Here is a 26,997-nt window from a genome sequence, read left to right on the forward strand (position 1 = left end):
GTTGGGGATTTCGGCGGCGGCGGGGGCCGTGCTTCCATCCTCGATGAGACGCTTATGGGTGATTCGCATTGAGCCGAGCCTGAATGCCTCCGTTATCCGCTGTTCATGCTTCCGCGGATCGTCGGACACCCTATGAGGACGCGATGCGGCGCCTGATCACCATCCTGTTCGTCGCCGTGAGCGTCTGCGCGATCGTGCCGACTTGGTCGGGCGAAGCGCGGCTCGACCTGCTCGGCAAGCGCGCGCAGCTGACCGCGACGCGCGTGATGCTCGATCGCACCAACCCGCGGCATGTGCGCGTTGGCGGGCTCACCTATCTGGGCGGGGTGGCACTCGACAGTCGCGATCCGGCGTTCGGGGGATTCTCGTCGCTCGACGTCGCCCCAGCCCGGACCGGCAATCGGTTCACGCTACTGAGCGACGGCGGCAATATCGTCCAGTTCGACATGGGCCCCGACTGGCTCCCGCACCGGGTCGCGTTCGAGAACCTGCCCGCGGGGCCCGGCATCGGCTGGGAGAAACGCGACCGCGACAGCGAATCGATGGCGATCGATCCGTTCACGGGAAAGATCTGGGTCGGCTTCGAAGATGACAATTCGATCTGGCGCTATGCCGCGGGGTTCGCGCGGTACGAGGCGCGGGTGATGCCGGAGTCGATGCGGAAATGGCCGTCGAATGGCGGACCCGAATCGATGGCGCGGCTGCCCGATGGGCGATTCGTCGTGATCAGCGAGGAGGCGCATGTGCGTCGGCCGGACTGGTCTGGGTCGGACGAGGAACGGTTGCACACGCGGCAGGCGCTGATCTTCGCGGGCGATCCGACCGGAGCAGGGGGGCCGGAGCGATTCGCGTACGAACCGTTCGGGCGATACGACCCGTCTGACGTCACCGCGCTGCCGAACGGCGACCTGCTGGTGCTTGATCGTGGTTTCCGACTACCGTTCACGTTTTCAGCGCGGATATCGCTGGTTGCCGCGCGCGACGTCGCGGCGGGGCGAATCGCACGCGGCCGGCTGATCGCGACGATCGATGCGCCACTGATCCACGACAATTTCGAGGGGATCGACACGACGGTCGAGAACGGCGCGACGATCGTGTGGATCGTGTCGGACGACAACCAGATGTTTCTCCAGCGGACGCTGCTGCTGAAGTTCCGGCTGGATCGCTAAGCCACAAACGCCGACGGCCCGCCCTGCGAGGTGCAGGGCGGGCCGCGGTGATCGCAATACGACGTCGCTGTTAGGCGGCGACGGCCGATGCTGCGATCTTCTTGACGACTTCGCGCTTCAGGCGACGAACGCGGAGCGACAGCTTGTCGTCCGAGACCTTCACCAGCCAGTTGTCGAGGCCACCATTATGCTCGACGGTACGCAGGCCGTGCGTCGAGACGCGCAGCTTGACGCCCTTCTCGAGCGAATCGGAAAGCAGCGTGACGTTCTGCAGGTTCGGGAGGAACGTGCGCTTGGTCTTGTTGTTGGCGTGGGAGACGTTGTTCCCGACCATCCGGCCCTTGCCGGTCAGTTCGCAGATGCGCGACATGTGATTACCTATTCAAGTGTCGGGAGGAACCCCGGAAAGGCGCGCGGATAGCTGGCACGCCGGCTTTCGTCAACCGATTCACGCGAAACGTGGCTACGGTCGTCCGCAATGAGCATTGTGCAACCCACGGCGATCGACGACGTTGTTACGCTATCGAACTGTTCAATAAAAGGGGATGTCCCATGCGTACGCTCTTGTCTCTCGTCGCGATCGTCGTGCTGGTCGTGGTCGGCCTGATGTATTTCGGGATCATCAACATCGACCAGACCCGCCAGGGCGTCGTTCAGGCGCCGAAGTTCCAGGCCGACGTCGCCAAGGTCACGCTCGGCACCGAGAACAAGACGGTCGCCGTCCCGACGATCAACGTCGAGAAGCCGGGCAACAGCCAGGCACCGAACTGATCTTTACGCGAGGCAGGCGGCGGGGCAGGGCCTGAGGCCATGTTCCCCGTTCCCGAACCCATGCGCCGCGCGCTCGACGCGGCGCGCGATGCGGCGCTGGCTGGGGAAGTCCCGGTCGGCGCCGTTGTCGTTAAGGACGGCGTTATTATCGCGACGGGGGCGAATGCGCCGCGGGCGTTGTGCGATCCGACTGCGCATGCGGAGATCCAGGCGATTCGCGCTGCTGCTCTGGTTTTGGGAAGCGATCGGCTCGAGGGATGCGATCTCTGGGTGACACTTGAGCCGTGTGCGATGTGTGCCGGGGCGATCGCGCATTCACGGATCGCGCGGCTCTATTATGGCGCGGCGGATGTGAAGGGTGGGGCGGTCGAGCATGGACCGCGGTTCTTCGGGCAGCCGACGTGTCATCATCGGCCTGAGGTTTATGCCGGGATTGCGGAGACCGAGGCGGCGGGGATTTTGCGGGAGTTCTTTGCGAGTCGCCGGTAGGGGCAGCGCATTTCCGTCATCCTCCCCCGCAAGGGGGAGGTGGCGCCGAAGGCGACGGAGGGGGAGGACGCGGCAACAGCGGTAATCACTTTCCTCCCCCTCCGTCTGGCAAGTGCCAGCCACCTCCCCCTGGCGGGGGAGGATCAATCGGTTCAGCCTTCCAGACTCTTGGACGCCTGCTCGAACAGATCCTTCGACAGACCCGGTGTCCGTACGATCCGCTCCAGTTCCGCACGCATCAATCCGGCGCGCACCGTATCGAATCGGCGCCAGCGGCCCAGCGGCGGGAGGAGTTTCGCCGCGGTCTGCGGGTTCAGGCGGTCAAGCGCGATCAACTGGTCCGCGAGGAACCGGTATCCACTCCCGTCGGCGGTATTGAACGCCCGCTGGTTCGCGCCGAACGCGCCGATCAGCGATCGGGCGCGGTTGGGGTTGGTCAGCGTGAAGTCGGCATGCTCGGCCAGCCCCGCCACGATCGCACCGGTATCGCCGCGCGACGACTGCGCCTGCGCCTGGAACCACTTGTCGAGCACCAGCGGGTTGTCGCAATATTGGCTGTAGAAGATGTCGAGCGCGGTGGTGCGGATCTCGGACGCGCTGCTGACCAGCGTCGTCAGCGCGCCCATCCGGTCGGTCATGTTGTCCGCCGAATCGAACTGCGCGAACGCGAGGTCCGCCGCATCCGCCGCGCCGCTCGCTGCTATATAGCCGAGTGCGACGGACCGCAGGCGACGCAGGCCCTTGCCCTCGGGTGTATAAGCATAGGGCTGACCTTCACCACGCGCGTACGCTTGCCGCCACTGCGTCTCCAGACGTGTGCCGAGATCGCGGCGCAGTGCCTCGCGCGCACGGAAGATCGCGTCGGGATCGACGACGGCCATCTGGTCGCCGATGAAGCTCTCCGACGGCAGCAACACCGCCTCCGCGACGAAGGCCAGATCGAGATCGGTGTTGGCGAGCGTGTTGGCGACCGCCGCGATCACGGCCTCGTGATCCGCATGCCCACCTGCCGACGCGACCAGCGTGTCGAGCATCAGTTGCTGCATCGCCTCGTAGCGCGCGAACGGATCGTCGTCGTGCGCGCTGAGGAAGGCGAGATCGGCGGCGGTGCGGTCGCTCTCGACCACCACCGGCGCGGAGAAGCCGCGGTTGATCGACAGCACCGGGCGTTCGGCCAGGCCTTCGAATTCGATCGTGTCGAGCGTGTCGTCGAACAGGACGAGGCGTTCGTCGGTCAGCGCTGCACCGGACTCGGCACCGAACAGCTTCACCCGCAGCGGCAGCACCATCGGCGACTTCGCCGGTTGGCCGGGCGTTGCGGGCACCTGCTGCGCGAGCCGCAGCGTCGCGCGGTCTCCGTCATGTGAGAGGCTGGCCGAGACGCGCGGCGTGCCCGCCTGCGAATACCAGAGGCGGAACTGGGTGAGGTCGACCTTGCCGCCCTCCTCCATCGAGGTGACAAAATCCTCACAGGTCGCGGCCGTGCCGTCGTACCGGTCGAAATACAGGTCGGTGCCCGCACGGAAGCCCTGCGGTCCGAGGATCGCGGCCATCATCCGGATCAGCTCGGCGCCCTTGTTGTAGATCGTGGCCGTGTAGAAGTTCGAGATCTCCTGGTAGGATTCAGGCCGCACGGGATGCGCGAGCGGGCCCGAATCCTCGGGGAATTGCGAGGCGCGCAGGCCGCGGACGTCCTCGATCCGCTTGACCGCGCACGAACCCTGGTCGGCGGAGAAGCCCTGGTCGCGATAGACCGTGAAGCCTTCCTTCAACGACAGCTGGAACCAGTCGCGGCAGGTGATCCGGTTGCCCGACCAATTGTGGAAATATTCGTGCGCGACGACCGCGGCGATCGCGTCGTAGTCGTAATCGGTCGCGGTATCCGGGTCGGCCAGAATGTAGCGCGAGTTGAAGATGTTGAGGCCCTTGTTCTCCATAGCGCCGAAGTTGAAATCGTCGACCGCGACGATGTTGAACACGTCCAGGTCGTATTCGCGGCCATAGGTCGTCTCGTCCCACGCCATCGCCAGTTCGAGCGCCTTCAGCGCGTGGTCGGTCTTGGGCAGGTCGGCCTCGCGTACCCAGATGCCGAGCGATACCTCGCGGCCCGACATCGTCGTGAAGCTGCTGCGGTTCACCGCGAGATCGCCGGCGACCAGCGCGAACAGGTAGGAGGGTTTTGGGAAAGGGTCATGCCAGGTCGCCCAGTGGCGGCCATCGTCGAGATCGCCCTGCGCGACCGGGTCGCCGTTCGCGAGCAGCACCGGGAAGTGCTTCTTGTCGGCGGTCATCTTGACCGAATAAACGCTGAGCACGTCGGGGCGGTCGGGGAAATAGGTGATGCGGCGGAAGCCTTCAGCCTCGCACTGGGTGCAGAGATTGCCGCCCGAGGCATAGAGCCCCATCAACTGCGTGTTGCGATCGGGGGCGATCTCGACCTGAGTCTCGACGACATGCGCGGCGCCGGTGAGCGGGATGACGAGCTGTTCGCCGTCGATCCGCCAGTCGTTGATCGCGACGCCATCGACCGTGACCGAGAGCGGCTTCTGGCCCGCGCCGTCGAGCCGGAGCGGTGCGCTGTGATCGCCGTTGCGCGTGACCGACAAGGTAGCGGTGACACGCGTGGTTGACGGATCGAGGTCGAAATCCAGTTTCGTCTCGGGGACCAGCCACTCGGGCGGGGTATAGTCCTCGCGGCGAATGACGAGCGGGTGGGCGAGACTGTTCTGGATATCGAGCATATGTTTGCGAATATAGGGCCGCGCCCGCCTATCGCCAGCCAAAGCTTGCGCGGGTGACGGTGGATGCTACGCCGCTGCAACACGTTCCCTTTGCAAGGATTTCCGGATGTATCGTCCTATCGGCGCGCTCGCGGTGCTCGCGCTTTCTACCTCTGCCCTTGCACAGACTGCGCCGGTTGCGGCTCCGGTGACCGCCCCGAATACTGCCGAGTTGAACGCCAAGCTCGCCGCGCCGCTGCCGGCGGACCAGGCGGCGATGAAGGCGCACGTGCTGTTTCTCGCGTCGGATGCGATGAAGGGGCGCGAGGCTGGCAGCCCCGAGTTCGATATCGCCGCGCAATATGTCGCCGCGCAGTTTTATGCGGCGGGTCTGCGGCCGGGTGGCGACCAAGGCGGCTATCTCCAGACCGTGCCGCTCGTGTCGTACAAAGCGGCGAGCAAGGGCGATTTCGTCTGGGCGGGTCGCGGGCCTGCGCAGCCGCTCGTGTTCGGTGAGGATTACGTCCCCGCGGCGAACGGCGCGAAGGCGGAGACCAGCGTTTCGGCGCCCGTCGTGTTCGTCGGCTACGGGATCGACGCGCCGCAATATGGCCAGGACGATTACAAGGGCGTCGACGTCCGCGGCAAGATCGTCGCCTATTTCGGCGGCTCGCCCGCGCGGTTCGGCGGCGAGGAGCGCGCGTTCTTCGGCTCGGGCGGTACCAAGGCGGCGATCGCGCAGGCCAAGGGCGCGGTCGGGGTGATCACGCTGGAAAGCCCGCGCTCGGCCAAGGTGCGGACCTTCGGCAAGCTGGCGGACTCCTATGCGACGCCGCGGATGACGTGGGCTAATCCCGACGGCACCGGCAAGGTCGATGCGCCCGGCGCGCCGTCGCTCGGGACGGTCAGCATGGCCGGTGCGGCCAAGCTGTTCGCGGGTGCGAAGACACCGTGGAGCCGGATCGTGAAGCAGGCGGACCGCGACAATGCCAAGTTCAAGGCGGTGCCGCTGGTCGGTACGCTGACGGTCGCGACCAAGACGAGCTTCGTGCCCGCCGCGAGCAGCAACGTCGTCGGCATGATCCCCGGCAGCGATCCGGTGGTCGGCAAGGAGGTCGTCGTGCTGTCGGCGCATCTCGATCACATTGGCATCACGAAACCCGTGAAGGGCGACGCGCTCAACAACGGCGCGCTCGACAACGCGATCGGCATCGCCAGCCTGATCGAGGAGGCCAAGCGCTTCACGGCCAGCGGGCAGGCGCCGAAGCGCACCATCATGTTCCTGGCGGTCACCGGAGAGGAGAAGGGACTGGTCGGCAGTGATTACTTCACCAACCATCCGACGGTGCCGCTGACCTCGATCGTCGCGGACGTGAACCTGGACATGCCGATCCTGACCTACAAGTTCGAGGACATGGTGGTGTTCGGCGCCGAGCGCTCGACGATCGGCCCGATCGTCCAGAAGGCGGTGGCGGCGATCGGCGTCGGCCTGTCGCCCGATCCGATGCCGGAGGAGGGCATCTTCGTGCGCTCGGATCATTTCCGCTTCGTCCAGAAGGGGATCCCGTCGGTGTTCCTGTGGCCGGGTCAGAAGGGCCCGGGCAAGGCGGCGGTCGCGTATTTCATGGCGAACAATTATCATAAGCCGTCGGACGATTTGACGCAGCCGATCCTGTGGGATCAGGGCGTGCGGTTCGTCGATGCGAACTACCGGATCGCGCGCGAGATCGCGGATGGCGCGCAGCGGCCTGTGTGGAATGCGGGCGACTATTTCGGGACGCTCTACAAGGGGCCGATGGCTGGCGCAGCGGTGGCGCCATGAGCCGGCTGCTGGTCTTCGGTCTGGGGTACACCGCGTCGCGGCTTGCCGAGCGGCTGGCGGCGGATGGCTGGCATGTCGTCGGCACGACGCGGGACGGGCGCGATGGTACGCTCCGGTTCGACGATGTGGATGCGGTGACGGCGGAGATCGCGGCGGCGACGCATATCCTGTCGTCGGTGCCGCCAGAGCATGAGGCGGACCCCGTGCTCGGGCGCTACGGTTCGCTGTTGCTGCGGACTCGGGCCTGGATCGGTTATCTGTCGTCGACGGGCGTGTACGGCGATGCGCAGGGTGCGTGGGTGGACGAGACGGCGCCGATCGGTGGCGGTAGGCGGAGCGCGCGGGCGGCGGCGGATGCGGACTGGCTTGCTATCGGTGCGCGGACGTTCCGGTTGCCGGGAATCTATGGTCCGGGCCGCTCGCCGCTCGACCGGGTGCGGCAGGGCAAGGCGCACCGGATCGAGCAACCCGGCCAGGTGTTCAGCCGCGCGCATGTCGACGATATCGTCTCGGGGGTGATCGCCGGGTTCGATGCGCCGGCGGGGGCGTATAATCTCGCGGACGACGTGCCCGCGTCGCAGAACGACGTGGTGGCGTTCGCGGCGATGCTGCTCGGGATGCCCGCGCCGCCGTTCGTGACGCTCGAGGAACTCTCGGCGATGGGGCGCGGATTTTATAACGAGAACCGGCGGGTGGCGAACGGTAAGGCCAAGCGCGTGCTTGGCTGGACGCCCGCCTGGCCCGACTACCGTGCCGGTCTGCGTGCGCTGAGTGCGATGACCAAGCCGATGCCGGACAGCACCGCGCCGGCGACCGCCAGCGTCGACCAGTGATAGCGCTCGAAGATCGTCGATAGCAGCATCGCGATCACCGGCACGATAACGCCCGAATAGGCCGCCTTGGCCGGGCCGATCGCGCGGATGACGTTGAAATAGAGCGGGAAGGCGAGCGCCGACGCGAACACGCCGAGATAGAGGATGCCCGCGACATAGCCGAAGCGCGGCTCGAACACGGGTGGTCCGGTGGTGATCCAGGCGAACGCCGCGTCGAGGCTCGCGCCGATCAGCATCGCCATCGCGAGCGTCGGGGCCATCGGATAGCGTTTGGCGAACGCGCTGCCCTGGATGACGTTGGCGACCGACGCCGCCATCACGCCGCACAAGGTCAGGACGATGCCGATCGTCGCCGAGCGCGGCCCGTGCGGATCGACCCGCGCCTCGTTGACGAACAGCAACGCGACCCCCGCCATCGCTACCGCGCAGCCGACCATGAGCTGTCGTCCGAGGCGCTGCTTGAGGAAGATGCGGCCGAAGATCGCGTTGGGGACGAGCAGCAGCGCAAACACGACCGCGACGAGCCCGGAGGTGACGTAATGCTCTGCGCGGTAGACGAAGTTGAAGTTGAACGTGAACAGCGCGATGCCGATCACGGCCGCGAACGCGTAGCCGCGCGCGTCGAATTTGAAGCTCTCGCGCTTGATGCCTGCGTAGATCGCCATCGCGATGCCGGCGACGAGGAAGCGGTAGCTGATCGACCAGCTCGGCGGCACCACCGCGATCTGGTCACGGATGACGAGCCAGGTCGAGCCCCAGATCAGTGTGACAATGCCGAACGGGATCAGCACTGCCGCACGGGTCGACTGTGGTGGGTCGGTTGGGCCGGGGGTCATAACTCCCGGATCGCGTCGGCGAGCAGGTCGACAGCGTCCGCCGGGCTGTCCCAGGCGGTGACGAGGCGGATTTCGCCCGCGGCCCAGTCGTAGAAGTCGAAGCCTTTTGCGCGGAGGGCTGCGGCTTCTTCTGGCGTGGCGCGGAGGAAGACTTCGTTCGCCTCGACCGGGTGGACAAGGCGGTTGCTGGCCGCGGCGGCGAGCTTGGCGGCGGCGGCGTTGGCAGCCTTGGCGTTGGCGAGCCAGAGGTCTTCGTCGAGCATGGCGAGGATCTGTGCGGCTAGGTAGCGGCCCTTCGACAGGAGCAGGCCTGCGCGCTTGCGGCGGTATTGCGTGACGGCGGCGAGCTCGGGCTTGAAGAAGACCAGCGCTTCCGCGCTCATCGCGCCGTTCTTGACGAAGCCGAAGCTCAGCGCGTCGACACCGGCGCGCCAAGTCATGTCGGCGGGGGAGCAGCCGACACGTGCCATCGCGTTGGCGAACCGCGCGCCGTCCATGTGGAAGCCGAGCCCGCGCTCCTTGGCCAGCGCGCCGATCGCGGCGACTTCGTGCGGCTGGTAGACGCGGCCATATTCGGTGGCGTTGGTGATCGAGATCGCGTGCGGCTGGACGCGGTGGACGTCGTCTGGGATCGCGTCGAGGACAGTGCGGATGGTGTCAGGGGTCAGCTTTGCGCCGTCGCCGTCGGCGAGGAACAGTTTGGCGCCGTGCGTGTAGAATTCGGGCGCGCCGCCTTCGTCGTTCTGGATGTGTGCGTCGCGGTGGCAGACGATGCCGCCGTGCGGGGGGCAGAGGGCGGCGAGCGCGAGGCAGTTGGCTGCGGTGCCGGTGGGGACCCAGAGGACCGCGACGTCTGTCTCGAACAGCGCGGACAAGCGGCCGTCGAGCTGCTGGCTCCACGCGTCGCCGGCATAGGCGGTGTCGAGCGTGTCGGCGGCGGCGATCGCGGCCATGACCTGCGGGTGGATCCTGGCGGCGTTGTCGGAGAAGAAGCGCATGGGTGAGACATGCTGCGATGCGGTGGTGGCGTCAACGGGGGTGTCGCCGCTGGGACGTTGGCGACCGCTTTCTTGTTCTCCCGCAAAGGCGGGAGCCCAGTCTGGGTCCCCGCCTTCGCGGGGAAACAAGCTGCTCTGCGGGTGGAGTCCTACTGCCCCTCGTCGGGCCCTTGTTCTTCTTCAGGCGGCCGGCGATCGTCGCGTGGGGGCGGGCCTTCCTGGCGGTCGCGGCGGGAGGGGCCGACCGAGATGGTGCCGTCTTCGCCCATCTTCAGGTTGAAGCCCATTCCTTCGATCTCCCCGCCTAGCGGCAGAATGGAATTGTCCTGATCGTCCGCCGGCAGCGCGTCCGGATCGACTTCCTCGACCGCCGGAGGAGGCGCCGCGATCGGTGCGATCCCCAGCGCGCTCTGCATGAAGTCGCGCCAGATCCGTGCGGGAATGCCGCCGCCCGACAGGCCGGGGTTCGACGAATTGTCGTCGTTGCCGACCCACACGCCGACCACCAGATCGCGCGCGAAGCCGACGAACAGTGCATCCTTGTTGTCCGACGTCGTACCGGTCTTGCCGAACGCGTCGACCGTCAGGTTCGCACCGCGTCCGGTGCCGGTGCGGATCGAGGCCGCCAGCAGGTCGAGCATCTCGTCGTGGATCTTCGACGGCATCTCGGTCGCACCGCCGGTCAGCGACTGATACCAGCCCTTCTCGCGGACGTCGGCGAGGCCGCGCGGCTGGACCGGATATTGCTCGCGCGCGATCGCGGCATAGGCGGCGGTCAGTTCGAGCAGCGATACGGTCGAGGTGCCGAGGCCGATCGTCGCCTCACTCGGGATCGGCGTCGAGATGCCGAGGTCGCGTGCCGCCTTGATTACCGCCTTGACGCCGACCTGTTGCGTGAGCCGTGCGGCGGCGACGTTGGACGAGCGCGCGAAGGCCTGGCGCAGCGTGATCGTCCCCTGATAGCGGCCGTCGCTGTTCTTCGGGGTCCAGTCGCCGATCGTCACCGGGCGGTCCTCGATTGTCGAATCGGGGGTGAGGCCCTGGCGCATCGCGGCGAGGTAGACGAACAGCTTGAAGGTCGAGCCGGGCTGGCGGCGCGCCTGGGTTGCGCGGTTGAACGGGCTCTTCGCGTAGTTCTTGCCGCCGATCATCGCGACGACGCGACCATCGGGGCGCATCGCCACCAGCGCGACCTGCGCCTGACGTAGACCCGCGCGCGCTACGGTGCGTTCTGCCGCGCGTTGCAGGCGCGGGTCGAGTGTTGTCTGGACGGTCGCCTCGGTCTTGATTTCGCCGGCTTGGTCGCGCGCTTCGGGGAGGATCCAGTCGGCGAAATAGGTGCCGTTGGGGAGCTGCGACGGGCGGCTGCCGAGCACACGCTGTGGCTGGACCGCGTCGCCCTCCGCCTTGGTGAGGAAGCCGGCATCGACCATCGCGCCGACGACCACGGCTTCTCGCTTGCGCGCGCCTTCTAGGTTGGAGGTGGGGGCGAGGCGGGACGGCGCCTTGACCAAGCCGGCGAGCATTGCCGCCTGGCCGACGTTGAGCTTGTCGGGGGTGCGGCCGAAATAATGCTTGGCGGCCGCGCTGATCCCGTAGGTGTTGTCGCCGAAATAGACGTTCGAGAGATAGCGCGAGAGGATCTCGTTCTTCGACAGCCAAGCCTCGAGCCAGAAGGCGATCATCGCCTCGCGGATTTTCCGCGTCGCGGTGCGGTCCGAATCGAGGAACGCGTTCTTCGCCAGCTGTTGCGTGATCGTCGAGCCGCCCTGGCGGACGCCGCCCGAGCCCATGTTCGCCCAAGCCGCGCGCGCGATCCCGCGCGGATCGACGCCCCAGTGCGAATAGAAGCGCCGGTCCTCGATCGCGAGGAACGCCTGCGTGACGTGCGGCGGGAGCTTCGAGGCGTCGACCGACTTGCCGATGATCGCGCCGCGCCGCGCGATCGGCGTGCCGTCGTCCGCGGTCAGCGTGATCGAGGGCGGCGTCGGCGGCTGGAGCGACTTCGACAGCGGTGCGGTGATCGCCAGCCAGATGATCGCGATCACCAGCAGGACGATGCCGATCCCCGCTCCGCGCAGGATCCACCGACCGATCGGGCGCTTGCGTCGTGGCGCGCTGGGGGTGGCGTAGGCCGCGCCGAAGTCGCGATCATACGGGGCGGGATCTTCGCCGTCCCGCTCGGCTTCGTATTTCTGGCGCAGGCGCTCCCGCTCGGTGATCAGCCGCTCGCGCTCATAGGCGTAGGGCTCGCGGTCGCCGCTTGGGCTGGAACGGTTGGTGTCGAAGGGATCGGGGCGCATCGGTCGTTCCAGCGGGTCGGCCAAGCGGCGGACATCAGGTGTATTATCGTTCTATGACAGCTCGGGCAAGTCTGTGCTTACGCCGTCCGTTCCTGCGCATGCTTAACGTGTACAGGGGCTTAGCGACAGCGGCACGACGTCTGTGTGACGCGAACCGACCGAAGCGCTGTTGTCATCGCGCGACGAAACGGGAAAGAGCATCGCATGACGTTCGAACAGGATAAAACCGTGGCCGCTTCCGACACTCTTCCCGCCGTTCTGCCGCTGGTCGTCGGCATAGGCGGCACGATCGGCGGCGTCTCGTCGACCGAGCGTGCGCTCCGCATCGCGCTCGATGCGGTCGAGAAGCAGGGCTATCGCACGCAGATGTTCGGCGGGGCCGACATGGCGCGGCTGCCGCTGTACGATCCGAAAGCGACGACGCGGACGCCCGACGAGCAGGCGTTCGTCGCGGCGGTGCGCGAGGCGTCGGCGGTAATCATCGCAAGCCCCGGCTATCACGGGAGCATTTCCGGCGTGGTGAAGAACGCGCTCGACCTGCTGGAGGAAACCGCGCGCGATCCGGAGCGGCCTTACCTGGCGGACATGCCGGTCGGGCTGATCGCGACGGCGTATGGTTGGCAGGCGACGGGGAGCACGATCGCCGCGTTGCGGTCGATCGTCCATGCGTTGCGTGGGTGGCCGACGCCGTTTGCCGCCGCGATCAATACGCAGGTGACGAAGTTCGACGACGAGGGCGGGGCGAGCGATCCTGCGGTGCTGGAGCAGCTGCGGCTGGTCGGGCGGCAGGTTGCGCGGTTCGCGCCGTTGTCCGAGCCGGCGAACTAGAACCTTCTCGCCCCTCCCTGAAAGGGAGGGGTTCGGGGTGGGTCGGTTTCGATCTGTCCAGACGTCGCGACACAAGTGGGACTACCCACCCCCAGCCCCTCCCTTCCAGGGAGGGGGGCAGTTCATGTCGTTGGAAGCGGGCGTTACTTCAGACCACCACCTAACGAGCGGTAGAGTTCGACCGCGTTGCTGTCGCGGACGAGGCGCGTGGCGAGCAGGCTCTGTTGCGCGGTGTAGAGCGCGCGCTGCGAATCGAGCGTGTTGAGGAACGGGTCGATACCGGCGCGGAAGCGGAGCTGCGATAGGTTGTACGCGCCCGCCGCGTTGTCGCGCAGCGACGTCTGAGCCTCCAACTGGCTGTTGATCGTGCCACGACGCGCCAACGCGTCGGCAACCTCGCGGAAGCCGGTCTGGATGCTCCGCTCATACGTTGCCAGCATCGCGTCGCGCGTTGCCTTGGCGTATTGCAGGTTGCCCTTGTTGCGGCCGAAATCGAAGATCGGCTGCGTGATCGACGGGGCGACCGACCATTGCTGGCTGCCGCTGCCGAACAGGTTCGACAGGCCGAGGCTGAGCGTGCCGAATGCTGCCGTGAGCGAGATGTTCGGGAAGAACGCCGCGCGCGCCGCGCCGATGTTCGCGTTGGCGGCGATCAGATTATGCTCGGCGGCGGCGACGTCCGGGCGGCGGAGCAGTACCTCCGACGACAGGTTGGCGGGCAGATTCTCCAGCGTCGGCGTCTTGTCCGGCATCCGCGCGGGGAGCAGGTCCTGCGTCACGGTCGTCCCGGCGAGCAGGTTGAGCGCGTTCTGGTCCTGCGCGATCAGCGTGGTCGCGTCGGCAATGTCAGATCGTGCCTGGTCATAGGTGGTGCGCGCCTGACGCACTTCGAGTTCGGACGCGATGCCGATCCGGAAGCGATCCTGCGTGAGCTTCAGCGTCTGGCCGAACGCGCGCTCGGTATCCTGCGCGATCTTCAGCCGGTCCTGGTCGGCGGCCATCGTCAGCCACGCGGTCGCGGTCTCCGAAATGAGCGACACCTGGGCGGCGTTGCGGTTTTCCTCCGCTGCGAAATACGCTTCCTGCTGCGCCTGCGTCAGGTTGCGGATGCGGCCGAAGAGATCGATTTCCCAAGCCGAGATACCGACATTGGCCGAATAGATGTCGGCGCGCCCGCTGCCCGTGACGGCCGTGCCCGCGCCGCCGGTACCACCACCGGTGCCGCCACCCGTTCCGGTGCCGCCGCCGACGCCACCCGTGCCGCCGCCCGTGCTGCCGCCGACACCGCCGCCGACCGCGCCGAACGGCGACTTCTGGTAGGTCGCGCTGCCGGTTGCGCCGATCGTCGGGAACAGGTCCGCGCGCTGGACGCGGTATTGCGCGCGCGCCTGCGCGACGTTGGCGACCGCGATGCGGACGTCGCGGTTATTGTCGAGCGCGAGGCGGATCACGCCGCGCAGGCGGTCGTCCGTGAAGAACGCCTCCCATGCGGTGTCCGCGGGCACGATCGCGTTAGCGGCGTTGCCCGCCGAATAGGCGGGTCCAGTCGGCCCGCTCGGCGCGACGGGAAGTTCCGGGCGGACGTATTTGGGGGCGAGGTTGCACCCGGCGAGCGTGAGCCCGGCGGCGAACGTGAGCGCGGTGCGGCTGGAGATCTTGGTCGAGAACATCTGGATCAGGCCTCCTGCGGCCGCTGGTCGTGGGGCGGATGGCCGCCGTCACGGTTGTCGTCACGGTTGCCGTCGTTGTCCGGCACCTGGTCGCGGTCTTGCCCCGAGCCGGCCTTGTCCTGCTTGAAGACGCGCTTCACGAGCAGGAAGAACAGCGGCACGAAGAAGATTGCGAGGACGGTCGCGGACAGCATGCCGCCGACCACCGCCCAGCCGATCGCGTTCTGGCCACCGGCGCCGGCGCCGGTCGACAACGCGAGCGGCAACACGCCGAAGATGAACGCGAACGACGTCATCAGGATCGGGCGAAGGCGAAGCTTGGCCGCCTCGACCGCGGCGTCGGCCGCGTTCATCCCGTCGCCCATCTTCTCCTCGGCGAACTCCACGATCAGGATCGCGTTCTTCGCCGCCACGCCGATGGTCGTGATCAGCCCGACCTGGAGGTAGATGTCGTTGTTGAGCCCGAAGATCATCGCCGCACCGACCGCGCCGAGGACGCCGAGCGGCACCACCAGCAGGACGGCGATCGGGATCGACCAGCTCTCGTACAACGCCGCGAGGCAGAGGAACACGATCAGCAGCGACAGCGCATAGACCGTGGTCGACTGGCCGCCAGACAAGTTTTCCTCGTAGCTGAGGCCGGTCCATTCATAGCCGATGCCGGGGGGCAGCTTGGCCGCCATCTCCTCCATCGCCTTGATCGCGGTGCCGCTGCTGACGCCCGGCGCCGGCGAACCCATGATCTCGAACGAGGCTACGCCGTTGTACCGTTCGAGGCGGGACGGGCCGTAGTTCCAGCTCGTCGTCGAGAAGGACGAGAACGGCGCCATCGCGTTGCTGGTCGTGCCGCGGACGTAGAAGTTGCCGAGATCGGCCGGCGAGGTGCGGAACGGTGCGTCGGCCTGCACGAACACCTTCTTCACGCGACCGCGGTCGATGAAGTCGTTGATGTACGCGCCACCGAACGCGGTGCTGACGGTGGTGTTGATGTCTTGCTGGCTGAGGCCGAGTGCCCCGGCCTGCGCCTGGTCGACGTTCAGTTTCAGCTGAGGCGCATCCTCCAGGCCGTTCGGACGGACCTGCATCAGGCGCTTGTCCTGGCTGGCCATGCCGAGCAGCATGTTGCGCGCCTCGAGCAGCTTCTCGTGACCGACGCCGGCATTGTCCTTCAGCATGAAGTCGAAGCCGTTGGCGTTGCCGAGTTCCTGCACGGCAGGCGGCACGAAGCCGATCACCATGCCGGCACGGATCCCCGCGAGCGCCTGGTTGGCGCGCGCGGCAACCGCGGCGACGCCGTTTTCCGCGCCGCTACGGTCTTCCCACGGCTTCAACTGAATGAAGGCGATGCCGACATTCTGGCCCTGGCCGACGAAGCCGAAGCCGCTGATCGTGAAGATACCTGCGGTGTTGGCCTTCTCGTCGATCATGAAGTGATCGCGGACCTTGTCCATCGTCCGGGCGGTCTCCTCCATCGGCGTACCCGATGGCATCGAGACCTGCGCGAACATCACGCCCTGGTCTTCCTCGGGAAGGAAGCCCGACGGCAGGCGCACGAAGATGAAGGCCATCGCGACGACGATCACGGCATAGACCAGCATCGTGCGGACCCAGCCCTTCTCGACGCGGCGCAGACCGTTGCCGTATTTGCCGACACCCTTGTCGAAGGTGCGGTTGAACCAGCCGAAGAAGCCCTTCTTCTCGCTATGACCGTCCTTGGCGGGCTTCAGGATGGTCGCGCAGAGTGCAGGCGTCAGGATCAAAGCGACCAGCACCGACAGCGCCATCGACGACACGATGGTGATCGAGAACTGGCGGAAGATCACGCCGGTCGAGCCGCTGAAGAACGCCATCGGCAGGAACACCGCCGACAGGACGAGGCCGATGCCGACCAGCGCGCCGCTGATCTCGTCCATCGACTTCTTGGCGGCTTCCTTCGGGGAGAGCCCTTCTTCCTGGATCAGGCGCTCGACGTTCTCGACGACGACGATCGCGTCATCGACGAGCAGGCCGATCGCCAGCACCATGCCGAACAAGGTCAGCGTGTTGATCGTGAACCCCGCGACCTGGAGCACGGCGAGCGAGCCGAGCAGCACGACCGGGACCGCGATCGTCGGGATCAGCGTGGCGCGGAAATTCTGGAGGAACAGGAACATCACGAGGAAGACGAGGACGATCGCCTCGATCAGCGTGTGGATGACCTGCTCGACCGACAGCCGGACGAACGTCGAGTTGTCGATCGGGAACGCGACCTTGACGTCGGGTGGGAACTGCTTGGCGATCCGGTTCACCTCGGCCTTGACGAGCTTGACGGTATCGAGCGCGTTCGCACCCGGTGCCAGCTTCACACCGAAGCCTGCCGCCTGCTTGCCGTTATAGCGTGCCTGGAAGCTGTAGTTCTCCGAGCCCATCTCGACGCGCGCGACGTCCGACAGGCGCACGGTCGCGCCGCTGGTCGCCGAGCGGACGATTATTGCGCGGAACTGTTCCGGCGTCTGGAGGCGCGACTGTGCGGTCACGGTGGCGTTGAGCGACTGGCCCTTCACCGCCGGCAGACTGCCGACTTGCCCCGCCGAGACCTGTGCGTTCTGCGCGGTCAGGGCGGAGGTGATGTCGGTAACGGTGACGCCGAGGTTCGACATCTTGAAGGGGTCGACCCAGATCCGCATCGAATATTGCGCGCCGAACACCTGCGTGTCGCCGACGCCCTTGATGCGGCTGAGCGGATCCTGGAGCTTCGAGGCGATCATGTCGCCGAGATCGACCTGGTCGTGATCGCCGTTTTCCGAATAGGCGGCGATGATGAGCAGGAAGTTGGCGGTCGCCTTGGTCACGCGGAGACCGGCCTGCTGCACTTCCTGCGGCAGGAGCGGCGTCGCCTGTTGCAGCTTGTTCTGCACCTGGACCTGCGCGATGTCGGGATCGGTGCCCTGCTCGAAGGTGAGCGTGATCGCAAGGTTGCCTGAGCCGTCCGAGGTCGAGGCGAAGTAGCGAAGGTTGTCGATGCCCTTCATCTGCTGCTCGATGATCTGCGTCGTCGTGTTCTCGAGCGTCTGTGCGTCGGCGCCGGGATAGGACGTCGCGACCGTCACCTTGGGGGCGGCGATCTCAGGGAACTGCGCGATCGGCAGCGACCGGATCGCGAGGATGCCGGCCAGCATCAGGATGATGGCGATGACCCATGCGAAGATGGGTCGATCGATGAAATAGCGTGACATGGGCGGTTACTTCCCGGCCTGCGCGGAACTGTTGCTGGTCGCACCGGACGCGTCGCCGCCTCCGGGTGCCGCGCCGGGCGCACCGCCAGCCGGCTTGGCGACCTGCTGCGGGGCGGCCGGCTTGACGGTTGCGCCGGGACGCAGGTTGAGCAGGCCCTCGACGATCAGCTTGTCGCCGGGCTTCAGGCCGCTGGTGACGATCCACTTGTCGCCGATCACGCGGTCGGTAGTGACATTACGCTGCTCGACCTTGTTCTGCGCGTTGACGACCAGAGCGGTTGCACCGCCGCGCGGATCGCGCGTGATGCCCGCGGTCGGTGCCATGATCGCCTGCGCGCGCGTGCCCTCGACCAGCTTCGCACGGACGTACATGCCCGGCAGCAACAGGCCGTTGGGGTTCGGGAAGCTCGCGCGCAGCGTCACCGCACCGGTGGTCTGGTCGACCGTGACTTCGGAGAATTGCAGGCGACCCTCGATCGGATAGGTGCTGCCGTTCGGGAGGATCAGCTGGACGCGCGCGCTGCCGTCGCCGCGGGTCACGCCGCCGCTCGCCATCGCCTGCTTCAGATCGAGCAGCTGCGCCGCCGACTGGACGACGTCGACATAGACGGTGTTGGTGCGCTGGATCGTCGCGAGCGGATCGGTCTGGCCGGTCTGGACCAGCGCGCCGACGGTCACGAGCGACCGACCGATGCGGCCCGAAATCGGTGCCTTGATGCGCGTGAAGCCCAGATTGACGCGCGCCGACTGGACCGCTGCTTGCTGCGCTGCAACATTGGCGCGAGCCTGTTGTGCGGATGCGTTTGCGTTGTCCGCTTCCTGCTTGCTCACTGCGTTCAGCTGCACGAGCTGGCCGTAGCGTTGCGCCTGGAGGCGGGTCGCGTTGATCTGCGACTGGGCCGCGCCAAGCTGGCCTTGCGCGCTGGCGAGCGCCGCGCGGTAGGGGGCGTCCTCGATCGCGTAGAGGACCTGGCCCTTGCTGACCATCGCACCCTCGGTGAACAGGCGATCGCGGACCACGCCGCTGACCTGCGGACGGACTTCGGAGGTTTCTACCGCGGCGATACGGCCGGGAAGCTCGGAGGTGAGCACGACCGCTTCCTCGCCGACGGTGACGACACCGACGGTCGGTGTGGGCGGAGGCGGCGGAGCCTGCTCCTTGCCGCAAGCCGACAGCAGGGCGAGCGCGAAGAGCGCCACCGATCCCTTGAGGTTCAATTGCTGCATGTTAAGCATCCCGACGTCCGTGCAGATTAGGTTCACCGGAATGAACGTTCATTCCGCTTGCTTGCCCGCTAGGATTGTGCGAGCGGCCGGTCAACCTAAAAACGCGTCGGGAACATGGTTTTGAGTGCAGTGCAGCATGAAATGGGAAGTCGGGAGCGTATTGTCTCGTCGGCCCGTCATCTGTTTGCGACACAAGGGTTTCATCAAACCCCGATGTCCGAACTGGCCGTGGCGGCGGGTGTGTCCGTCGGCCAGATCTATCGCCTGTTCACCGGCAAGAACGCTGTGATCCAAGCGATCGTAATGGAGGATGCGGCGGCCAAGATGGGCGAGCTGCAGACGATGAACGACTCGGTCAAATCGGAACGATTCTCGATCGAGGAAGGGTTCGTCGAACTGGCGCGGCGTGCCTTGTCCAAGGGTGACGAGGCACTGTCGTTCGAGATCATGGCGGAGGCGCATCGCAACGCGGACGTCGCCGACACGATCGCCGACCTGTGCCGCGATTTCCGCCGGATGATCCGCGAACTCGCCTGCGTCGCCAATCCGGATTTGCAGGAGAACGAACTGGAGGGCGCGGAGGAGCTGATCCTCGCGTTCATGTTCGGGCTTGGCCACCGTACGCTGTCGCGGCCGCGGTTGTCGGAGGATGAGACGGCGCGATTGACGGGACGGATGATCCTGGCGGCGGTCCGCGCGCTCTGAAATAATCCTCCCCCGCCAGGGGGAGGTGGCTGGCACTTGACAGACGGAGGGGGAGGTAAGGGAAAACCCTTGTTGCGTGTGCCTCCCCCTCCGCCGCCTACGGCGCCACCTCCCCCTGGCGGGGGAGGATTAGAAGGCTAGCGTACCGCGGCGCGGAGGGTGGCGCGGACGCCCGTGTGGGTCGGGTCGTATTCGACGATCGACTGCAGGCTCTGCGCCATTGCGCGGATCAGCTTCGTGCCGAGACCGGTGCCGCGCGGGACGGCGTCTTCGGGAATGCCGCAGCCATCGTCCTCGACCGCGAGCAGGAAGACGTCGTCGTCGACCCGGCGGAGCGCGACGCGGACTTCGCCGCCGCCGGTGGGGTAGGCGTATTTGCACGCGTTGGTGACGAGTTCGGTGACGATGACGCCAAGCGACACCGCGCGGTCGGTGGGCAGGCGGATCGGTTCGGCGGCGAGGGTCAAGGCGCGGGGGAGCGCTTCGGTCGACCAGGTCTCGGCGAGTTCGTCGACCAGTGCGCCGAGATATTCCTGCATGTCGACGCTCTCGACGTCGTTGCTGGTGTAGAGCCGGCGGTGGACCTGCGCGATCGCCTGGATGCGGCGCTGCGTATCTTCCAGTGCCTCACGCGCGGACGGGTCGGTCAGCGCGGTCGCCTGGAGGCGGACCATCGCTGAGACAAGTTGCAGCGAGTTGGCGACGCGGTGGTTGACCTCGCCAAGCAGCGCCTCGAGCCGCGCGTTGCTGGCGCGGAGATCGGCCTCGGCGGACGCCTTTTCCTGTTCGAGCATGGAACGCGCGCGCACCTGTTCGAACGAGGCGGCGAGCAGGTCGAAGAAGTCGTCGCCGACCGTCTTCACGACGTAATCGGCAGCGCCGGCCTTCAGCGCGGCGACCGCGATGCGGCCTTCCTCTGAGCCGGTGACGTACACGACTGGGGGCGGATCGGGTAGGCGGCGGAGTGCTTCGAGGGTTTCGAGGCCGTCCATGCCGGGCATGTAATGGTCGACCGCGATCAGGTCGAAGCGTTCTGCGGCGGCCTTAACGACGCCCTCGGCCCCCGTCTCGGCAACGGTCATCCGGTAGCCGCGGCGCTCCAGGGCACGCGCCGCCAGCCGCCGGATGCCGGCGTCGTCGTCGATGTAGAGGACGCGCGTTTCGCTCACTCGGCTTCGGGGACCTGGATCACCGACAGGAACAGCCCGAGCTGGCGGATCGCCTGGGCGAAACTCTCATAGTTGACCGGCTTGGTGATGTAGACGTTGCAGCCGAGATCGTAGCAGCGCTCGATCTCGACTTTGTCGTCGGTGGTGGTGAGCACGACGACCGGCGTGCGCCTGAGCGGGCTGCCCTCCGCCTTGATCCGCGCGAGGATGTCCGTCCCGCTCATGTCGGGCAGGTTGAGATCGAGCAGGATCATCGCCGGGCCGCTCTTGGCGGGGCCATCGGCGGCATTGAACAGGAAGTCGAGTGCGGTGGTGCCGTCGGTGAAGTGGCGGATATCGTTCAGGATTCCGGCGCGGCGGATGTTCTTCTCGATGAGGCGGGCATGGCCCTCGTCATCTTCGATCATCACGATACCGACGGTCTTGTGATCGTTCATGCTGCGTCCTGGATGGTCATGTGGGTCGGCAGGTTAAGCCGGAAGGTCGCGCCGTCGCCGAGCGTCGATTGTACGTCGATCGTGCCGCCCAGACGATAGGCGAGCGCGCGGACATGCGCGAGTCCGATGCCTTCGCCCGGCTGGTCCTGCGCGCCCGAGCGGCGGAACAGGTCGAACACGCGCTGGTGATCGCGCGGATCGATGCCGCGGCCATTGTCGACCACCGACAGGATCACGCGCCCGCGTTCGGTATGGCCCTTGACCGTGATTTCGCCGGGGCGGCCCGGTTTCAGGTATTTGGTGGCGTTCTCGATCAGGTTCGACAGGATCTGCTCGAGCGCGAGGCGATCGGTGACGATCGTGGGCATCGGCCGCTCGACGCGGACCACGGCGCCGCGATCGTCGACGATGTGCTGCATCGCGCCGACGATTGTGTCGACCAGTTGCGCGGGGTCGATATGCTCGGGCGCGATCGTCCGGCGGCCTTCGCGCGCGAGCTTAAGGATGGCGTTGATGAGCCGGTCCATCTTCTGCGTCGACGTGCGGATGAAACCGATCGCCTCGGGCAGGTCCTCACGCGCCGCCAGTCGCGCGTCTTCGGTGAGGATGTGCGGTGCCTCGGCTTCGGTGCGATCGACCAGCTCGGCGAGCGGCACCGCGGCGGCGGCGAGTTCGGCGGTGAAGCCCATCACGTTCACCAGCGGCGAGCGCAGATCGTGGCTGACGATATAGGCGAAGCGCTGGATTTCCTCGTTCGCGCGGCTGAGGTCGGCGGTGCGTTCGGCGACCTGCTCCTCGAGCGTTTCGTTGAGGGTGCGCAGGCTGTCGCGCGAGGCGGCGAGGTCGGCGGTGTAGCGGCGGATCAGCAGGACCGCGAGGATCGCGACGATCAGCAGCAGCGCTGCTGCGAGCCCAGCGACCGAGAGGAACAGCGCGCTGGTGCGTTCCTGTCGTTCGGTGCGGATCGCGAGCAGGCGGACTTCGTCGGCGGCCATCGCCTGGGTGCGGTAGCGGATGCCACGCATCAAGGGGACGCTGGCATCGACCGCGAACCGACGCTGCGCCTCGGCGATTCGACCCGTGGCTACCAAGGTCATCGATTGTGTCCGGAGCGCGCGCAACTGGACGAAGCGCGGCTCGATCAGGTCGAGGCGGGCACCCTGCCGCGGATTGTCGCGGGTCAGATGGCGCAGCTTGCGGATCGACGGGACGAGGTTGCCCGCAGTCCGCGCATAGGCGGTGGCGAACAGCGGTTTGCCGGCCAGGATATAGCCGCGCCGCGCCGTCTCGGATTGCTCCATCTGGATCTGGAGCGTGGCGATTGCCTGGCGGACGTCCTGCGTGTGGAGGATCTCGGCGGTGTAGGTGCGGTTGCGGACGGTGATCCAGCCGATTGCGATCGCGGCGGCGGCCAGCGCGATGAAGCCGAGCGTCATGAACGCGACCAGCCAACGTGCGACTCGCCCTTCCGAAGAGGGCAGTTTCAAGCGTACGCGAACCATAGGACGGGCGGTGTAGGCTGGCGGATGTCGTTACGCCAGCGATACTGCCGGGTCCGCCAGCGCAACGATATTGATTTAGAGCAGCAGGTCCTGCGCGCTCGCCTTGCCGACGCGGCCGCCACCGCTGCGCCGGTCCATCTCGTGGTTGGCGGTGAAGCGGATGTCGGGATCGCGGTCGGTCATGAACGCCATCAGCGTCTCGTGATCGAGCTCGGACCATTCCTTGCCGCGATCGGGGCCGTAGCGGACACGGGGGATGAGCCCCGGATCACGCGACCATTCGAGCAGTTGCGCAAGGCTCGCCTCGTTGAGCATGTCGCGCAGGTGGAACGCGGTGACGTATGCGTCCGGGAACGCGCGGTGTGCTGGCAGGCCGCGCTCGTGCTCCATGCCGTGCGGCTTGCGCCAGTAGCGCAGCACCTGGTTCGAGAAGCTCGGCGAGTCGGGCCAGAGCCGCAGCGCGCACTTCCACGTGCAGATCCACTCGGCGTCGCGGGTCAGCGCGGGAGTGCAGAATTTCTGCTCGAAATCCGCCCGGTGCGCGGCGAGTGCGAGCCGGCGTGGCCACGGGTCGAGCACCTGGCGGGCGCAGTCATGCCAATACGGCGCGTCGGCGACATGCTCGTCGAGGATGTGGTGGATCGCCTGCGTCACCGGCGGGATCAGTCGGCCGGGATTGACGAGCAGGCTGCCGCCGTCGCCGTAGATCTCCCAGCGGCCATCCTCGCTGAGTGCGACGTCCTGCCAGCCGATCTCGCAGACGCCGTGCGCGGGCGGGGCCGAGCCGGTCGTCTCCAGGTCAACGACCCGGATCATCTGCGGTTGGGGTTTGGGCTTGGGATAGGGGGGCGCCATGCCCGCCATGTGGGGACAAAAGCGCGCTTAATCCAGCGCGTATGAGTCCTCGACGTCGAGTTCGCGAACGCCGCGGCGCTGGCGGGCGCGGTCGACCAGTTTCCGGAGACCTTCGCGACGGTCGCGTGCCATCGGGATATCGCGGAGCGTGAACTCGCCGCCGCTGGTCGTGCGGTCGCTGGAGGTGAGGATGATCGTGCCGATGTCGGTCATCTGGTTGAGCAGGGAGTAGCCGAGGCGGACGTCCTTGATCCGGTAGAGCTCGATCTCGTCGATGGTCTTGAACAGGATGCCGCGCTTGATGATGAGGCGCTGGTCGGTGATCTCGTAGCTCGCGCTGCGGTTTTTCAGCCACCGGACGCCGATGATGACGAAGCCGATGCCGGCGAGACAGGTGAGGAGGGTGCCCCATCCGGCAAAGCTGCCGAGCAGCCAGCGGCGCGTGCTGGAGCGGAATTCATCGACTGGGCGCTCCACTGGGGGACTCCTTGGGATGGTGGCGGGACGGTAGGCGAGGGGGGCGGTGAGTCAATCATGTGTCGCTGTCGTCCAACATAACGCCACTATCACCACCTCATCGTCATTTTCGCGAAGGCGGGGATCCATATTCTCAGGACGGTCGTGATCCTTGGGAGGCCAGCCAGTCTGGGTTCCCGCCTCCGCGGGAATGACGGGGGAGAGAGTTGCACTTCACTGCTCGCCGCGAGGTAGTCGTCTAATTCTGCGAGCGCTCCCTCTACCAGCACCACCCCGGCGGAGGCGGGGCCCCAATTGGGAGCCGTTGCTAACGGAGGGCAGCGCGTCGTTATATCCACCTTTCCAATTGGGCCCCGGCCTTCGCCGGGGTGGTGCAATTCTCGCGGTTAGCGTCGCGTTACACCGCTTGCCGCCAGTTGCGCGTCTACCTCGGCCAGCAGCGCATCGAGCGCCGCCTGGTCCTTCGCCTCCGCGCGGACGGTCAGCATCGCCTGCGTGTTCGAGGCGCGGAGGAGCCACCAGCCTCCCGCGGTCGTCACCCTCGCCCCATCGGTCAGGTCCATCGCTGCGCCTTCCGATTTCAACCGCGCGATCACCTCGTCCACCACCGCGAACTTCCGCGCGTCCTCGACCGGGAAGCGCAGGTCGGGCGTCGCCACCAGCGCCGGCATCGCATCGCGCAACTCGGTCAGCGAGCGCCCTGACAGATGCACCGCGCGGATCAGCCGCACTGCCGCGTAGTGCGCGTCGTCGAACCCGTAATATTCGCCCGCGAAGAACAGGTGCCCGCTCAACTCGCCGCCGATCGGTGCGCCGGTGCGGGTCATCGCGGTCTTCATCAGGCTGTGGCCTGTGGCGGCCATCACCGGCTTGCCGCCCAGTTCGGCGATTCGGTCGAACAACGCCTGCGACGACTTCACGTCGGCGACGATCGGCGCGCCGGGGTGTTCGCGCAGGACAGGTTCGACCAGAATGGAGAGAATCTGGTCGCCCCAGATCACGCGTCCCGCGCCGTCGACTGCGCCGATCCGATCGCCATCGCCGTCGAAGGCCAGTCCGAAATCGAGGTTCTTCTCCGCGACCAGTCGCTTGAGATCGGCGAGGTTCGCCTCTTCGGTGGGATCGGGATGATGGTTGGGAAAATTGCCGTCGACTTCGGCGAAGATCACATGATGCTCACCCGGCAGGAGCTGGACGAGCTTCTCGATCACCGGGCCGGCGGCGCCGTTGCCGGTGTCCCAGCCGATCCGGTACGCCCCGCCCGCATAGCCCGCCATCAGCCGGCCGACATAGGCGTCGAGCACGTCAGCTTCCGTCACTTCGCCCGCGCCTTCGCTCCACGTGCCCGAGGCGGCGAGCGCGGCCAGGTCCTGGATGTCGTCGCCGAAAAATGGCGCGTGGGCGTGCACTATCTTGAAGCCGTTATATTCGGGGGGATTGTGGCTGCCGGTTACCTGGATGCCGCCGTCCACTTCTAGCGTCGCCTCGGCGTAATACAGCATCGGCGAGGTGCTGAGGCCGATGCGGACGACGTCGACGCCGCCCGCGACGAGGCCGGATACGAGCGCGGCTTCGAGGTCTGGCGAGGAGTTGCGGCCGTCATAACCGACCGCGACGCGCGTTCCCCCAGCGGCGCGGATGCGGGTGGCGAAGCCTCGGCCGATCGCTACGGCGTCGGTGGGGCCGAGCGCTTTGCCAACGATCCCGCGGATGTCGTATTCGCGGAGCGAGGTCGGGTCGAACTGGTGGGTCATTGGCCTCTCGCTGGTCTCGTTTCGATTTTTAGGGCTGCGGTTCCCCCGCGAAAGCGGGGGCCCAGAGCCAAGAGCGATAGCGTTCGTAACCCTGGGCTCCTGCGTTCGCAGGAGAACAAGCCTTTACCGGGTCCGCTTCAGGAGGAGATCGCGCGCCGCATTGACTCGCCGGGTCAGGTCGGTCGAGCCGCCGCGGTCGGGGTGAACCGAGGCGATCAGGCGGCGGTGGGCGTTGCGGATCGCGTCGGCGTTCGCGTTGCTGTCGATGCCGAGGATCGAGCGTGCTTCGGCTTCATCCGTCACCATGCGTTGTTTCGGCTTGGGGCGGAGGTAATGCCAGGCCAGCCAGATGAAGACGGCGGCGACGATCCACTTCACGCAGCGACGCCCGGAACCTGCTCGACCACTTCGGGCAGCTGCAATGCCGCCATCATCTCGCGCAGTTCCTGGCGCGCGGCGACATGCGCGAGGCCCATGCTGCCGAACGCCTTCGAATCGATCATCGTCAGGCCAGCGGGGAACATCTCGCGGTAGATCACGCGCTCGCCGAGCCCCGGGATGATCCGGAAGCCGACGCGCTTCGCCAGTTGCGCGAGCGCGTCCGACACGCGGCGCATGTTGCGCGCCTCAATATGCTGGAGGCGGTTGCGCAGCACGACCCAGTCGATCGTCGTGCCGTCGGCGCGTGCGCGCTGCTTTCGCGCATCCCAGATCAGTTCGGAATAGAAGCTCGGGCGCGTCACCTGATACGTCTCGGGATCGACCTGACCGATCAGGTCGAAGTCGACGAAGCTGTCGTTCATCGGCGTGACGAGCGTGTTCGCCAGCGCGGCGGCGGTGCGTGCGAACGGGTCGTCGCGGCCCGGCGTGTCGACGACGAGGAAGTCCGAGCCTTCGCACAGCGAGTGCCACAGATCCTCGAACTGGTCTTCACTCTGCTCCGACAGCGTCGCGTGACGCGGCATCGGCAGGATCGAGCCGTTGCGCTTCATCGTCTCGGCGCGGTTGTCGAGATAGCGGCCGACGGTGCGCTGGCGGTGATCCAGATCGAGACACGCGACGCGCGCACCCTTGGCGGCAAGCGCGATCGCGACGTGCACCGCGGTCGTCGACTTGCCGGTGCCGCCCTTCTCGTTGGCGAACACGATCACGTGCGTCGTTGCCGACGGGGGGACGTGCGTTGAGCTTTGAGGAGAATCCGGGCCCGTGGCCAACGC

23 protein-coding genes are annotated in these 26,997 nt (G+C 66.7%); 7 read left to right on the plus strand and 16 right to left on the minus strand.

The genetic code is table 11. The annotated features are described in order from the left end of the window. Positions 1-143 precede the first annotated feature (143 nt). Positions 144-1,169, plus strand: coding sequence for an esterase-like activity of phytase family protein (locus AC59GX_RS11015; protein WP_426282987.1), 1,026 nt, complete (start codon positions 144-146; stop codon positions 1,167-1,169). Positions 1,170-1,239: 70 nt separating this feature from the next. Here the strand turns inward: AC59GX_RS11015 and rpmB are convergent, their stop codons facing one another. Next, positions 1,240-1,539 carry a 50S ribosomal protein L28 gene (rpmB, locus tag AC59GX_RS11020; protein ID WP_056053386.1) on the minus strand — a complete coding sequence of 100 codons (300 nt, stop codon included), beginning with the start codon at positions 1,537-1,539 and terminating at the stop codon, positions 1,240-1,242. A 182-nt stretch (positions 1,540-1,721) separates the two neighbouring features. Between rpmB and AC59GX_RS11025 the strand changes: the two genes are divergently transcribed. Both AC59GX_RS11025 and AC59GX_RS11030 read left to right on the plus strand, forming a co-directional pair. Next, positions 1,722-1,940 carry a hypothetical protein gene (locus tag AC59GX_RS11025; protein ID WP_056487387.1) on the plus strand — a complete coding sequence of 73 codons (219 nt, stop codon included), beginning with the start codon at positions 1,722-1,724 and terminating at the stop codon, positions 1,938-1,940. 60 nt (positions 1,941-2,000) lie between these two features. Then, positions 2,001-2,429, plus strand: a complete 429-nt coding sequence (locus AC59GX_RS11030; RefSeq protein ID WP_497301689.1) for a nucleoside deaminase — start codon at positions 2,001-2,003, stop codon at positions 2,427-2,429. Positions 2,430-2,581: 152 nt separating this feature from the next. Here the strand turns inward: AC59GX_RS11030 and pepN are convergent, their stop codons facing one another. Further along, entirely contained in the window at positions 2,582-5,170 is a 2,589-nt protein-coding gene (gene pepN / locus AC59GX_RS11035) for an aminopeptidase N (RefSeq protein ID WP_497301691.1), read from the minus strand. Positions 5,171-5,276: 106 nt separating this feature from the next. Here pepN and AC59GX_RS11040 point away from each other — a divergent pair, with 106 nt between their 5' ends. Both AC59GX_RS11040 and AC59GX_RS11045 read left to right on the plus strand, forming a co-directional pair. Next, on the plus strand, positions 5,277-6,971 hold the full coding sequence (locus tag AC59GX_RS11040) for a M28 family metallopeptidase (protein ID WP_426282984.1): 1,695 nt from the start codon (positions 5,277-5,279) through the stop codon (positions 6,969-6,971). Continuing rightward, complete coding sequence (locus AC59GX_RS11045; protein WP_426282983.1) at positions 6,968-7,804, plus strand: Rossmann-fold NAD(P)-binding domain-containing protein; 837 nt, start codon at positions 6,968-6,970, stop codon at positions 7,802-7,804. The genes AC59GX_RS11040 and AC59GX_RS11045 overlap by 4 nt, the downstream gene beginning before the upstream one ends. Here AC59GX_RS11045 and AC59GX_RS11050 read toward each other — a convergent pair. The 3 genes from AC59GX_RS11050 to AC59GX_RS11060 all read right to left on the minus strand — a co-directional run bounded on the left by AC59GX_RS11050 (position 7,717) and on the right by AC59GX_RS11060 (position 11,941). Continuing rightward, positions 7,717-8,640 (minus strand): DMT family transporter, encoded by a 924-nt coding sequence (locus tag AC59GX_RS11050; protein ID WP_426282982.1) that lies wholly within the window; start codon positions 8,638-8,640, stop codon positions 7,717-7,719. The two genes, AC59GX_RS11045 and AC59GX_RS11050, sit on opposite strands and share 88 nt — an antisense overlap. Then, a complete protein-coding gene (locus tag AC59GX_RS11055) occupies positions 8,637-9,638 on the minus strand; it encodes a threonine aldolase family protein (protein WP_426282980.1) in 1,002 nt (333 codons plus the stop codon). The genes AC59GX_RS11050 and AC59GX_RS11055 overlap by 4 nt, the downstream gene beginning before the upstream one ends. A gap of 149 nt (positions 9,639-9,787) precedes the next feature. Next, positions 9,788-11,941: a transglycosylase domain-containing protein gene (locus tag AC59GX_RS11060; protein ID WP_426282979.1), complete on the minus strand. Its 2,154-nt coding sequence runs from the start codon at positions 11,939-11,941 to the stop codon at positions 9,788-9,790. Between the two features lie 204 nt (positions 11,942-12,145). Here AC59GX_RS11060 and AC59GX_RS11065 point away from each other — a divergent pair, with 204 nt between their 5' ends. After that, positions 12,146-12,769, plus strand: coding sequence for an NADPH-dependent FMN reductase (locus AC59GX_RS11065; RefSeq protein WP_107964203.1), 624 nt, complete (start codon positions 12,146-12,148; stop codon positions 12,767-12,769). Positions 12,770-12,912: 143 nt separating this feature from the next. Here the strand turns inward: AC59GX_RS11065 and AC59GX_RS11070 are convergent, their stop codons facing one another. From AC59GX_RS11070 to AC59GX_RS11080, 3 genes are read right to left on the minus strand one after another with little or no spacing between them, the layout of a single operon-like run. Beyond that, complete coding sequence (locus AC59GX_RS11070; RefSeq protein WP_426282977.1) at positions 12,913-14,439, minus strand: efflux transporter outer membrane subunit; 1,527 nt, start codon at positions 14,437-14,439, stop codon at positions 12,913-12,915. Between the two features lie 5 nt (positions 14,440-14,444). Next, entirely contained in the window at positions 14,445-17,654 is a 3,210-nt protein-coding gene (locus AC59GX_RS11075; RefSeq protein WP_426282975.1) for an efflux RND transporter permease subunit, read from the minus strand. Positions 17,655-17,660: 6 nt separating this feature from the next. After that, positions 17,661-18,881 carry an efflux RND transporter periplasmic adaptor subunit gene (locus tag AC59GX_RS11080; protein ID WP_426282974.1) on the minus strand — a complete coding sequence of 407 codons (1,221 nt, stop codon included), beginning with the start codon at positions 18,879-18,881 and terminating at the stop codon, positions 17,661-17,663. A gap of 213 nt (positions 18,882-19,094) precedes the next feature. Between AC59GX_RS11080 and AC59GX_RS11085 the strand changes: the two genes are divergently transcribed. Then, on the plus strand, positions 19,095-19,586 hold the full coding sequence (locus tag AC59GX_RS11085) for a TetR family transcriptional regulator (RefSeq protein WP_243650215.1): 492 nt from the start codon (positions 19,095-19,097) through the stop codon (positions 19,584-19,586). A gap of 137 nt (positions 19,587-19,723) precedes the next feature. Here the strand turns inward: AC59GX_RS11085 and AC59GX_RS11090 are convergent, their stop codons facing one another. The 8 genes from AC59GX_RS11090 to AC59GX_RS11125 all read right to left on the minus strand — a co-directional run bounded on the left by AC59GX_RS11090 (position 19,724) and on the right by AC59GX_RS11125 (position 26,994). After that, positions 19,724-20,755 (minus strand): sensor histidine kinase, encoded by a 1,032-nt coding sequence (locus tag AC59GX_RS11090; protein WP_426282973.1) that lies wholly within the window; start codon positions 20,753-20,755, stop codon positions 19,724-19,726. Beyond that, positions 20,752-21,192 (minus strand): response regulator, encoded by a 441-nt coding sequence (locus AC59GX_RS11095; RefSeq protein WP_307087643.1) that lies wholly within the window; start codon positions 21,190-21,192, stop codon positions 20,752-20,754. The genes AC59GX_RS11090 and AC59GX_RS11095 overlap by 4 nt, the downstream gene beginning before the upstream one ends. Next, positions 21,189-22,679, minus strand: coding sequence for a sensor histidine kinase (locus tag AC59GX_RS11100; RefSeq protein WP_426282972.1), 1,491 nt, complete (start codon positions 22,677-22,679; stop codon positions 21,189-21,191). The genes AC59GX_RS11095 and AC59GX_RS11100 overlap by 4 nt, the downstream gene beginning before the upstream one ends. Positions 22,680-22,769: 90 nt before the next feature. Beyond that, on the minus strand, positions 22,770-23,510 hold the full coding sequence (locus AC59GX_RS11105) for an exonuclease domain-containing protein (protein ID WP_497301694.1): 741 nt from the start codon (positions 23,508-23,510) through the stop codon (positions 22,770-22,772). Between the two features lie 66 nt (positions 23,511-23,576). Continuing rightward, entirely contained in the window at positions 23,577-24,026 is a 450-nt protein-coding gene (locus AC59GX_RS11110) for a PH domain-containing protein (RefSeq protein ID WP_426282970.1), read from the minus strand. A 386-nt stretch (positions 24,027-24,412) separates the two neighbouring features. Beyond that, the gene (pgmG, locus tag AC59GX_RS11115; RefSeq protein WP_426282969.1) at positions 24,413-25,780 is read right to left on the minus strand and encodes a phosphoglucomutase/phosphomannomutase PgmG; all 1,368 of its coding nucleotides are present in this window, start codon (positions 25,778-25,780) and stop codon (positions 24,413-24,415) included. Between the two features lie 123 nt (positions 25,781-25,903). Continuing rightward, positions 25,904-26,158 carry a DnaJ domain-containing protein gene (locus tag AC59GX_RS11120; protein WP_426282968.1) on the minus strand — a complete coding sequence of 85 codons (255 nt, stop codon included), beginning with the start codon at positions 26,156-26,158 and terminating at the stop codon, positions 25,904-25,906. Continuing rightward, positions 26,155-26,994 carry a division plane positioning ATPase MipZ gene (locus AC59GX_RS11125; protein ID WP_426282967.1) on the minus strand — a complete coding sequence of 280 codons (840 nt, stop codon included), beginning with the start codon at positions 26,992-26,994 and terminating at the stop codon, positions 26,155-26,157. Before AC59GX_RS11125 ends, AC59GX_RS11120 begins: the two co-directional genes overlap by 4 nt. Positions 26,995-26,997: the final 3 nt, after the last annotated feature.

The organism is Sphingomonas sp. 320_CC, assembly GCF_059691795.1.

What these genes read in the sequence shown, in the direction of transcription:
- AC59GX_RS11095 (WP_307087643.1), bottom strand. Translation starts at nt 21,192, where the DNA reads ATGAACGATCACAAGACCGTCGGTATCGTGATGATCGAAGATGACGAG.
- AC59GX_RS11065 (WP_107964203.1), top strand. Translation starts at nt 12,146, where the DNA reads ATGACGTTCGAACAGGATAAAACCGTGGCCGCTTCCGACACTCTTCCC.
- AC59GX_RS11055 (WP_426282980.1), bottom strand. Translation starts at nt 9,638, where the DNA reads ATGCGCTTCTTCTCCGACAACGCCGCCAGGATCCACCCGCAGGTCATG.
- pepN (WP_497301691.1), bottom strand. Translation starts at nt 5,170, where the DNA reads ATGCTCGATATCCAGAACAGTCTCGCCCACCCGCTCGTCATTCGCCGC.
- AC59GX_RS11075 (WP_426282975.1), bottom strand. Translation starts at nt 17,654, where the DNA reads ATGTCACGCTATTTCATCGATCGACCCATCTTCGCATGGGTCATCGCC.
- rpmB (WP_056053386.1), bottom strand. Translation starts at nt 1,539, where the DNA reads ATGTCGCGCATCTGCGAACTGACCGGCAAGGGCCGGATGGTCGGGAAC.
- AC59GX_RS11025 (WP_056487387.1), top strand. Translation starts at nt 1,722, where the DNA reads ATGCGTACGCTCTTGTCTCTCGTCGCGATCGTCGTGCTGGTCGTGGTC.
- AC59GX_RS11045 (WP_426282983.1), top strand. Translation starts at nt 6,968, where the DNA reads ATGAGCCGGCTGCTGGTCTTCGGTCTGGGGTACACCGCGTCGCGGCTT.
- AC59GX_RS11070 (WP_426282977.1), bottom strand. Translation starts at nt 14,439, where the DNA reads ATGTTCTCGACCAAGATCTCCAGCCGCACCGCGCTCACGTTCGCCGCC.
- pgmG (WP_426282969.1), bottom strand. Translation starts at nt 25,780, where the DNA reads ATGACCCACCAGTTCGACCCGACCTCGCTCCGCGAATACGACATCCGC.
- AC59GX_RS11015 (WP_426282987.1), top strand. Translation starts at nt 144, where the DNA reads ATGCGGCGCCTGATCACCATCCTGTTCGTCGCCGTGAGCGTCTGCGCG.
- AC59GX_RS11105 (WP_497301694.1), bottom strand. Translation starts at nt 23,510, where the DNA reads ATGATCCGGGTCGTTGACCTGGAGACGACCGGCTCGGCCCCGCCCGCG.
- AC59GX_RS11080 (WP_426282974.1), bottom strand. Translation starts at nt 18,881, where the DNA reads ATGCAGCAATTGAACCTCAAGGGATCGGTGGCGCTCTTCGCGCTCGCC.
- AC59GX_RS11040 (WP_426282984.1), top strand. Translation starts at nt 5,277, where the DNA reads ATGTATCGTCCTATCGGCGCGCTCGCGGTGCTCGCGCTTTCTACCTCT.
- AC59GX_RS11085 (WP_243650215.1), top strand. Translation starts at nt 19,095, where the DNA reads ATGTCCGAACTGGCCGTGGCGGCGGGTGTGTCCGTCGGCCAGATCTAT.
- AC59GX_RS11050 (WP_426282982.1), bottom strand. Translation starts at nt 8,640, where the DNA reads ATGACCCCCGGCCCAACCGACCCACCACAGTCGACCCGTGCGGCAGTG.
- AC59GX_RS11060 (WP_426282979.1), bottom strand. Translation starts at nt 11,941, where the DNA reads ATGCGCCCCGATCCCTTCGACACCAACCGTTCCAGCCCAAGCGGCGAC.
- AC59GX_RS11030 (WP_497301689.1), top strand. Translation starts at nt 2,001, where the DNA reads ATGCGCCGCGCGCTCGACGCGGCGCGCGATGCGGCGCTGGCTGGGGAA.